The organism is Streptomyces colwelliae (genome assembly GCF_048158785.1).
Classification (GTDB): Bacteria; Actinomycetota; Actinomycetes; order Streptomycetales; family Streptomycetaceae; genus Streptomyces.
In genome coordinates this window covers 82,089-90,091 of record NZ_JBLTJC010000004.1, presented here as the reverse complement: position 1 = coordinate 90,091, position 8,003 = coordinate 82,089, and the positions used below count along the sequence as shown (strand labels likewise).

Here is an 8,003-nt window from a genome sequence, read left to right as displayed (position 1 = left end):
CAGGGCCGCCTTGAACAGCCCTTCCTTCGAGTCGAAGTACCGCTTGATGAGAGCCAGGTTGACCCCGACGTCGGCGGCGACGTCCCGCAACGTAGTGCGGTCGCCTTCCGACGTACCCGTTCCAGCGGGCGTCGTACTGGATCCATGCGCCGCAGGTCAGGAACGCGGGCGGGTTGGGGCTGGACGGTGCGCGGCACCCGCTGTTGGGTGCGGTGCTGGACATCGCCGGGCGGGACGCGCAGGTGCTGACCGGGCGGATCTCGCTGGAGACGCATCCATGGCTGGCCGATCACGCGGTGCTGGGTGCGGTGCCGTTGCCGGGCGCCGCGTTCCTGGATCTCGTTCTGCACGCCGCGGCGGGCTCAGGGTGTGAGCGGGTGGAGGAACTGACTCTGGAAGCGCCGCTGGTGCTGCCGGAGCAGGGGGCAGTCGATCTCCAGGTGGTGGTCGGGGACGCGGACGGTGACGGGCGGCGGTCCGTGGAGGTGCACGCGCGGTCGGCCGGAGACGGGTGGCTTCGCCATGCGACGGGCACGCTGGCCACGTCTGGCCGGGCGGAGCCGGCGTCCGCGTCGGGGCCCTGGCCCCCGCAGGACTCGGTGGCGCTGGAGACCTCCGGACTTTACGGAGGTCTGCGGGACTTCGGGCTGGCCTACGGTCCGGCCTTCCAGGGAGTTCGGCGGGCATGGCAGGGACCCGAGGGGCGGGTGTTCGCCGAAGTGGCCGTGGACGAGGAGACGGCGCGCGCTGCCGGGGACTTCGTCGTGCACCCGGCCCTGCTGGACGCCGCGTTGCACGTGCTGAGTTTCCTGCCGGGTGCGGGTGACGCCGTGCGGCTGCCGTTCGCCTGGTCCGATGTGACGGTGCATCAGACAGGGACCGCCGCCGTGCGGGTGGAGGTGGTGCCGGTCGGCTCGGAGGCGGTGCGGCTGACGCTGTCGGACACGGCCGGCCTGCCGGTACTGACCGTGGGGTCACTGGCGCTGCGGCCGGTGTCGGCGCAGGCGCTGGCGGCCGCTCGGGGAGGTGTGGCGGGTGATGCGCTGTACGAGGTGTCGTGGGCGACGGCGCTCGCGACGGCCGGCGCGAAGAGCGAGTCCTGGGCGTTGTTGGGCGAGGGACCCGAGGAGTGGGGGGAGGTGGATCCGGACGTCCCACGGTTCGCCGATCTGGCCGCGTTGCGCGCGGCGGTCGAGGGTGGGGCGTCGGTCCCCAGGACGGTCGTGCTGCCGTTGGTGTCCGCGCCGGACGGTGGCCTCGATGACGTGGTGGCCGGCGCGCGGTCCGTACTGCGGCGGGTACTGGCAGTGGTCCAGGAGTGGCTGGCCGATGAGCGTCTGTCCGCCTCCCGGCTGGTGTTGGTGACCCGGGAGGCGGTCGCCACGGAGCCGAACGCGGCGGTGGACCTCGCTCACGCACCGGTGTGGGGGCTGGTCCGTTCGGCGCAGACCGAGAACCCGGGCCGGTTCGTCCTGGTGGACACGGACGCCGCAACGGCCGAGGCGGTCGAAGGGAACGCCGCCCTGGCGCTGCTGACGGACGCGCTGTCAGCGGCCGGTGCGGCCGGCGAGCGGGAACTCGCCCTGCGGGGCGAGCGTGTTCTGGTGCCGCGGCTCGTGCGGTCCACGGCCGGTACGGCGGAGCCCGTGCCCTTCCTCGGTGAGGGCGCGGCGGAGGGCACGGTCCTGGTCACGGGCGGCACCGGCGCCCTCGGCGGCCGGCTCGCCCGTCACCTGGTGGAGCGTCATGGCGTACGGCGGCTGCTGCTGGCCGCCCGGCGCGGGGCCGAGGCGCCCGGTGCGGCGGCGCTGCGCGCCGAACTGGCCGGGCTGGGCGCCGAAGTCTCCTTCGTGGCCTGCGACGTGGCCGACCCGCACGCGGCCGAGGCTCTGTTCGCGCAGGCCGGGCAGGTCGCGGCGGTGGTGCACACCGCCGGTGTGGTGGCCGACGGTCTGGTGACCGGGCTCAGCCCTGAACGGCTCGACGCGGTGCTGCGGCCGAAGATCGACGCGGCCTGGCATCTGCACCGGCTCGCCGAGCGGCACAAGGTGGGCGCGTTCGTGCTGTACTCCTCGATCGCCGGGGTGACCGGCAGCGGCGGTCAGGCCAACTACGCGGCCGCCAACGCTTTCCTGGACGCGCTGGCGCATCACCGGCGGTCCGCGGGCGCGCCCGCTACGAGCCTCGCGTGGGGCCTGTGGGCGCAGGAGAGCGCCCTCACCGGGGCACTCGCCGCGGCCGACCGGGACCGGATCGCCCGGTCCGGACTCGTACCGCTGTCCCCCGAGGAGGGTCTGGAACTCTTCGACACGGCGGTGGCACGGGACGTGACGGCGGCCGTCGTCGCCCGGCTGGACCTGGCGGGGGTCCGGGCGCGGGCGGCGGAGGAGGACCCGCCCGCGCTGCTGCGGCAGTTGGTGCCGGCGGCGCGCCCGCGGTCGTCCGCGGAGTCCGGGCCGGCTCCGGACCTGGCGGGGCTGCCGGACGCGGAACGCGAGCGGGTCCTCACCGAGTCGGTACGGACGCTGACCGCGACACTGCTGGGCCATGGTTCACCCACCGACGTGGATCTGGAGCGGGGCTTCCTCGATCTCGGCGTGGACTCGCTGAGCGCGCTGGAGTTGCGCAACCGGTTGCAGGCCCGCACCGGACTGCGGCTGCCGAGCACGCTGGTCTTCGACCATCCGAGTCCACGGGCGCTGGTGCGTCATCTGCACGCCGAACTGGGTGAGGCGCACGCAGCGGTGGACCGGCCGGGGCCGGCCGAGCTGGACCGGCTGGCGCTGTCGCTGGCCGGCCGGGCGCCCGACGACGACTGGCGGGTGGACATGACCATCCGGCTGCGCAATCTGCTGGCCGGCCTGGAATCCGGCCCGCCCGCAGCGCCCGCCCCCGAGGCGGACTCACTGCGGACGGCGAGCAACGAGGAACTGTTCGACCTGATCGACAACGACCTCGGCATCAGCTGATCCGAACCACGACCCCACACTCCGCGCGACTTCCGAGGGAGCGACATTCCGATGGCGGACGAAGACAGGCTGCGCGACTACCTTGCGCGGACCATCGCCGAGTTGCAGCGCACACGGCAGCGGCTTCAGGAGAGCGAGTCCGCCGGGCACGAGCCGATCGCGATCGTGGCGATGAGCTGCCGTTACCCGGGAGGCGTGGCCTCACCCGAGGAGCTGTGGGAGCTGCTGGCGGAAGAGCGGGACGCCGTCTCGGGCTTCCCCGCGGACCGCGGCTGGGACCTGGACGCGCTGTACGACCCGGACCCCGGGCATGGGGGGACGGCGTATGTGCGCGAGGGCGGATTCCTGTACGGGGCCGGGGACTTCGACCCGGAGTTCTTCGGGATCAGCCCGCGTGAGGCATACGCGATCGATCCGCAGCAGCGGATGCTGCTGGAGCTGGCGTGGGAGGCGTTCGAGCGGGCCGGACTCGACCCCCGGAGGCTGAAGGGCAGCCGTACCGGGGTGTTCGCGGGGGTGATGTACGACGACTACGCGTCGCGTCTGTTCCACGCGGTGCCGCAGGAGTACGAGCCGTACCTCGGCAGCGGCAGCGCCGGCAGTATCGCCTCGGGCCGGGTGGCGTACACCTTCGGCTTGGAGGGGCCCGCGGTCACGGTGGACACGGCCTGCTCGTCGTCGCTGGTGGCGGTGCATCTCGCGGCACAGGCGCTGCGGCGCGGGGAGTGCACGCTGGCGCTGGCCGGCGGGGTGACGGTGATGGCGAGCCCGGGTGTCTTCATCGAGTTCAGCCGGCAGCGGGGACTCGCCCCCGACGGCCGGTGCAAGGCGTTCGCGGAGGCCGCCGACGGCACCGCGTGGGGTGAGGGGGCCGGACTGCTGCTGCTGGAGCGTGAGTCGGACGCGCGGGCCAACGGGCACCCTGTGCTCGCGGTGCTGCGGGGGTCCGCGGTCAACCAGGACGGTGCGAGCAGCCAACTGACCGCGCCCAACGGCCCTTCGCAGCAGCGGGTGATCCGGGACGCGCTGGCGGATGCCGGGCTGTCGACGGCCGACGTGGACGCGGTGGAGGCGCACGGTACGGGGACCCGGCTGGGCGACCCGATCGAGGCGCAGGCGCTGCTGGCGACGTACGGCAGTGGTAGGCCCGCGGACCGGCCGCTGCTGCTGGGCTCGGTGAAGTCCAACATCGGGCACACTCAGGCCGCCGCGGGGGTCGCCGGGATCATCAAGCTGGTGCAGGCGATCCGGCACGGGGTGCTGCCGCGGACACTGCATGTGGACCGGCCGTCGACGCAGGTGGACTGGTCGGTGGGAGCGGTGCGGCTGCTGTCCGGGGCCGAGGCGTGGCCGGAGGTGGGACGGGTGCGCCGGGCGGCGGTGTCGTCGTTCGGCATCAGCGGCACCAACGCGCACGTGATCGTGGAGCAGGCGGCGGACGGACCTGCCGCGGTGGGCGCGGACGTGCCGGAACCGACGGGCGCCGGCCGACCGGGCACGGCCGCGGAGGGGAACGGCGCATCGCGTGGGCCGGTGGTCCCGTGGGTGCTGTCGGGCCATTCCGCCGAGGCACTGCGCGCGCAGGCCGAACGGCTGCACCGGCGTCTGTCCGCACGCACGGCCGTGTCGCCGGTGGACGTGGCGCACGCGCTGGCCACGACGCGCGCCTCGTTGGGGCATCGCGCGGCGGCGGTGGGCCGCACGGCGGAGGAACTGCTGGACGGGGTCGCGGCGTTCGCCCGCGGGGACAGCGCCCGCAATGTGCTGCACGGCACGGCCGGGCAGGCGGGCCGCACGGTGTTCGTCTTCCCCGGGCAGGGGTCGCAGTGGCCGGGGATGGCGCGGGGGCTGCTCGCCGCGAACGCCGTCTTCCGGGAGCGGATCCAGGAGTGCCACGAGGCGTTGGCTCCCCACACCGACTGGTCTCTGCTGGACGTCCTGGAGGAACGGCCGGGCAGTTCCTCCCTGGAGCGGGTCGACGTGGTGCAGCCCGCCCTGTTCGCCGTGATGGTGTCGCTCTCCGCGGTGTGGGAGTCGTACGGCGTGCGGCCGGACGCCGTGGTCGGCCATTCGCAGGGGGAGATCGCCGCCGCGTACGTCGCCGGCGCGCTGCCGCTGGCCGACGCGGCGCGGATCGTGGCGCTGCGCAGCAGGGCACTGACCGAGCTGGCAGGGCAGGGCGGGATGATGTGGGTCGCGCTCGGCGCGGACGCGGTGGCTGCGCGGATCGGTGAGCTGGACGTGCACGTCGCGGCGGTCAACGGACCGGGCTCGGTGGTGCTGTCGGGCACGCCGCAGGCGCTGGACGCGTTCGCGGTGGTGTGCGCGGCCGAGGAGGTGCGCACCCGGCGGGTACCGGTGGACTACGCCTCGCACTCGCCGCAGGTCGAGGGGATCCGGGACAGCTTGCTGACCGAACTCGCGGGGGTCGCGCCGACGGCCGCGGGGCCGGTGTTCTACTCCACCGTGACCGGCGGGCCGCTCGACGCGGCGGAGCTGGACACCGGCTACTGGTACCGCAACCTGCGGGAGCCGGTGCGGTTCGAGGAGGCCACTCGAGCGCTCGTGGCCGACGGCCATCGGCTGTTCGTGGAGTGCAGCCCACACGCCGTGCTCACCACGGGCGTGCAGGAGACGGCCGACGCGCTGGGCGTGGCGGTGGCCGCGACGGGCACCCTGCGTCGGGACCGGGACGCCGAGGAGTCTCTGGTGGAGTCGCTGGCCCGGGCCCATGTCCAGGGTGCGGCGGTGGATCCGACGGTGCTCACGGCCGGGCACGGGCCGCGGCCGGTGGAGCTGCCGACGTACGCCTTCCAACGGCGGCGTTACTGGCTGGAGGAGTCCGCGGAGGGCCGCCGGCTGCGGGCGCGGGCCGCCGGCGACGACGGCGCCGCCTTCTGGGACGCCGTCAAGCGCGGCGATGTGGAAGACCTGTCGCGCACCCTGGAACTCGGCACGCCCGAGCCGCTCGCCGAGCTGCTGCCGGCGCTGGCCGCCTGGCGGGTCCGGTCCGAGGAGCGCGCGCTCGGCGACCGTTGGCGCTACCGGGTCCAGTGGCGACCGGTGCCCGAGCCGGCTGCTCCGGTGCTGTCGGGAACCTGGCTGCTGGTGGTGCCCGAGGGACACGAGGACCGTACGGAGACCGGGCTGTGCCACAAGGCGCTGGCCGGTGCCGGTGCCCGGGTACGCCAGGCGGTGGTCGACCCCGCCACGGCCGGCCCGCAGGAGTACGGGCGGCTGCTGGACGGTGCGGAGGCGGAGCCGCCCACGGGCGTGGTGTCGCTGCTGGCGCTCGCCGACGGCCCGCATCCGGCGCACGAGGCGGTGCCCGTGGGGGTGGCAGCGACGGTCGCCCTGGTCGGGGCGCTGACCGACGAGGTGAGCTCGGCGCCGCTGTGGGTGGTCACGCGGGGCGGCGTCGCCACCGGTCTGCCCGGCGACGGCCGGCTCTCGCCCGCGCAGGCACAGGTGTGGGGACTGGGCCGCACGGTCGGTCTCGAACAACCGCGGCTGTGGGGCGGCCTGCTGGACCTCCCCGAGAACGAGGGCGACCGTACGGCGGTGCAGCTGGCGGCGGTGCTCTCCGGCGGCACGGAGGACCAGGTCGCGATGCGGTCCTCCGGTGCGCACGCGCGACGGCTGGTACCCGCGCCGCGCACGGGCAACGCGACCGGGTGGCGCGCCCGGGGCACCGTGCTGGTCACCGGCGGTACCGGCGGGATCGGCGCCCATGTGGCCCGCTGGCTCGCCGGGCGTGGCGCGGAGCACCTCGTCCTGGCCGGGCGGCGCGGCCCGGCCGCGCCCGGAGCCGCCGAACTGGCGGAGGAGCTCACCGCGACCGGCGTCGACGTGTCTCTCGTCGCGTGCGATCTCGCCGAACGCGGTGACGTGGAGCGCCTGCTGGCCGGGATACCGCCGGACGTGCCGCTGACCGCGGTCTTCCACGCGGCGGGACTCCCCCAGGACTACACACCGTTGCGGGACACCGACACCGCCGCGTACGCGGCGGTGGTGGCGGGCAAGACAGCGGGGGCGGACCTCCTCGACGAACTGCTGGCCGGGCGTGAGCTGGACGCGTTCGTCCTGTTCTCCTCGAACGCGGGGGTCTGGGGCAGCGGCGGACAGGCCGCCTACGCGGCGGGCAACGCCCATCTCGACCTGCTGGCCCACCGGCGGCGCGCCCAGGGGCGGCCGGCGACTTCGGTGGCCTGGGGGGCGTGGGCGGACGGCGGCATGCTGACGCGTTCCTCGGCGGCGGAGGAACTGGAGCGGCGCGGCCTGCGCGCCATGGCACCCCGGACGGCCCTCGGTGTCCTCGGCGAGGCGCTCGCCGACGGGGAGACGGTGTTGTCGGTCGCCGACATGGACTGGGCTCGGTTCGCGCCGAGTTACACCGCACTGCGACCGAGCCGGCTGCTGACGGAGATACCGGAGGCCCGGGCGGCGGCCGAGGAGGCCGAGGGCGCCGGGGCGGCGGACGGTGATGCGCTCGCGGCGTTGCGGGAGCGGCTGGCGCCGTTGTCCGGGCCGGCCAGGACCGAGCTGGTGCTGGGCCTGGTGCGCGCCGAGGTGGCCGCCACGCTCGGCCACAGCGGTGGTGACGCCGTGGCCGACGACCGGGCGTTCACCGAACTCGGCTTCGATTCCGTGACCGCGCTGGAACTGCGCAACCGGCTCGGTGCGATGGTCGGCCTGCGGCTGCCCGCGGCGGTGGTGTTCGACTTCCCGACGGCCACAGCGCTGGCCGGGCATCTGCTGACGGAACTGGTCGGCGCCGACGACGGCGCCGAGGCCCTGGCGGCCCAACTGGACCATCTGGAGCGGGCGTTGTTCGCCGAACAGCCCGCCGGTGAGCTGCCGCCGGGTATTGCCGACCGGCTCCGCTCGCTGATGTGGCGGCTGACCGGCGAGCGTACGGCCGGGGCGGGCGCCGACGACGTGGCGCTGCTGACCGCCTCGGACGACGAACTCTTCGACGCGCTGGACAGCGAACTCGGATCTCTCTGACGTACTGACGAAGGGTGGGGCGTGGCC

At 74.7% G+C, this 8,003-nt stretch carries 3 protein-coding genes; 2 read left to right on the top strand and 1 reads right to left on the bottom strand.

The genetic code is table 11. The features are described from left to right. Positions 1-90 (bottom strand): TetR family transcriptional regulator (locus tag ACNFOC_RS01795; protein WP_416955857.1); only part of this gene is annotated, 90 nt, incomplete at its 3' end. An 83-nt stretch (positions 91-173) separates the two neighbouring features. Between ACNFOC_RS01795 and ACNFOC_RS01790 the strand changes: the two genes are divergently transcribed. Beyond that, complete coding sequence (locus tag ACNFOC_RS01790; RefSeq protein WP_416955853.1) at positions 174-2,969, top strand: type I polyketide synthase; 2,796 nt, start codon at positions 174-176, stop codon at positions 2,967-2,969. Positions 2,970-3,020: 51 nt separating this feature from the next. Further along, positions 3,021-7,976, top strand: a complete 4,956-nt coding sequence (locus ACNFOC_RS01785; protein WP_416955851.1) for a type I polyketide synthase — start codon at positions 3,021-3,023, stop codon at positions 7,974-7,976. Positions 7,977-8,003: the final 27 nt, after the last annotated feature.